Annotated in this window: 2 protein-coding genes; both read right to left on the bottom strand. The window is 33.2% G+C overall.

All coding sequences use genetic code 11. The features are described 5' to 3' along the window. Positions 1–194 precede the first annotated feature (194 nt). Positions 195–542 (bottom strand): hypothetical protein, encoded by a 348-nt coding sequence (locus tag BUB80_RS23115; RefSeq protein ID WP_073298083.1) that lies wholly within the window; start codon positions 540–542, stop codon positions 195–197. Between the two features lies 1 nt (position 543). Next, a partial coding sequence (locus tag BUB80_RS23120) for an RHS repeat-associated core domain-containing protein (protein WP_139262917.1) occupies positions 544–1,918 on the bottom strand: 1,375 nt, incomplete at its 5' end.

A 1,918-nucleotide genomic window follows, 5' to 3' on the forward strand; every position in this document is an offset into this window, starting at 1 on the left:
TTCTTCTTTTGGAATATAGCCTAAAACTTCTTCTAATTTCATAAATCTGTTTTAGACTCAAATATAATAATTTTGAGGTTTCGAACACTTATGGCGAGACGCTCGCTCCAGCATGGGGGCTTATATTTCCAATTATTATTAAAGTTTAATGAGTTTATCTTTTAAAACACTCATCATTAACTTTGGAATATTACCTATTTTTTCTTAAACTGAATGTTCTTGCACTTATTTTTTTCATACCAATCAATCCAACCTTTCCTATCTTTCTCATAAATTCCAGATGGATATAGACCAGCATAATTGAGCCTGCTTTCAAAAGAAACATGAGAATACTTTGAAATAAATACTAGAGATTTATTAAATTGACTACCTTCGCTTCTGTTTATTAAACTATCAATAACCTTGATATTAGAAAAATACTCTTCTTTGAAATCCAAATTTTCAATACAGTCCCCATGGACAAATATATTATTGTTTTTTTCTACGGTATTAACACAATTAATCAATAGTAACAATATTATAATAAAAAATATATTTTTCATATTATGGCAATTTTGTTTTTTGTACTGTTATGCCTCCCGTAGTATCGTTTTTCCAAATAGCTTGACTGGTTTTCGTTTTATCCTTCTCTTGGAATACATTGATACTCATTGGACCTTCTGTTTCTAATCTTTCATTTCCATTTACTTTGCCTTCTGGCTTAAATGCTTTTCCATGGGCTTTATTAAAATCAGTATAAGTAGTGTTTCCTGCAGCGTCTGTTTCAACTTTACCTAATTCTCCATTTTTAAGTCCCATTTTCGCTTTTTCCAATTGTTCTGAATGTTCATGCGTCAAAGCTCCAGCACTACTTGTTCCTCCTTTACCTGCTTTATCAAATTCCAAAACATCGTTTATATCTATCTGAGCTGTCTGAAAACTACCTACAATTACATCCTTGTCATTCTCCACTATGCTTTGATTAACAATTTCTTTTGCTCCAACTACAGTATTATAACTATTATAGAATGCCTGTTGTTCTTTGCTCAGCAAAGCGTCTTTGTTAATCATATTAATAGAAACTTTATAGGTATCTGTACCTTCTACTCTAGTATAAGTAGTTGTATATTTACCTCCAAGTGAAGAATTTACTAAATTTTCATAAGATTGCCGAGCTGTGTCGGTCGCAAATGAAAGAATTAATTCATTTCCATCAGGATCCATAAAAGCAATCGGATTGTTTCCAGCATATGTGTAAGAAGACATTGAAAAATATTTTTCGGCCTTATTATCAACGACACCCCATCTACCTAAGTCCGGCATATACATCCTTGCACCATAATCATACATTCCGGATTCCTGCAATTCCTTACCATTATATTTATAATTCTGATATCCTCCCAATAAGCTTTTCATACCGCCAATATGATTCATTCCAAAGGCATAATAATTATTTGTATCAGTAACTTCCAGAGCTCCTGCGGCATTTTTTGCAAAATTAACCCTTGCATTTCCTAAGTGATCTCTATACTGGTAAATATAGCGATTTTCCGTAAAGCTGTAAAATCCTTCTGAGGTAGGAACAAAATCTAATTGCCAATCCAGAGTACCGGGAATTGGATCAAAAAGACCAGGATCTCTAAAAGCCTCTGCTTCATACGCTACACTTGTTCTGCACCAAGGGCAAGGAGCAACGGTCTCACTAAAGTTATATTGAAAACCATCTAAATAATCGGTATATTTATTGGTAATAGACTGACCTCTTCCTCCACCTGATGAATAGGTTTTACGAACCTTAGCTCCATCTGCACGATATAAATAATTTAATCCAAAACTTGTATTGATGCCCCATGGATCTTTTTGGGTAATAGAATAAGAATCCGCTAAATTCAAATAATTATAACCTATACTCTGAATCCCTTTATCTTTCATGTTGACC

Source organism: Chryseobacterium polytrichastri, from assembly GCF_900142445.1.
In the GTDB taxonomy this organism is placed as follows: domain Bacteria; phylum Bacteroidota; class Bacteroidia; order Flavobacteriales; family Weeksellaceae; genus Chryseobacterium; species Chryseobacterium polytrichastri.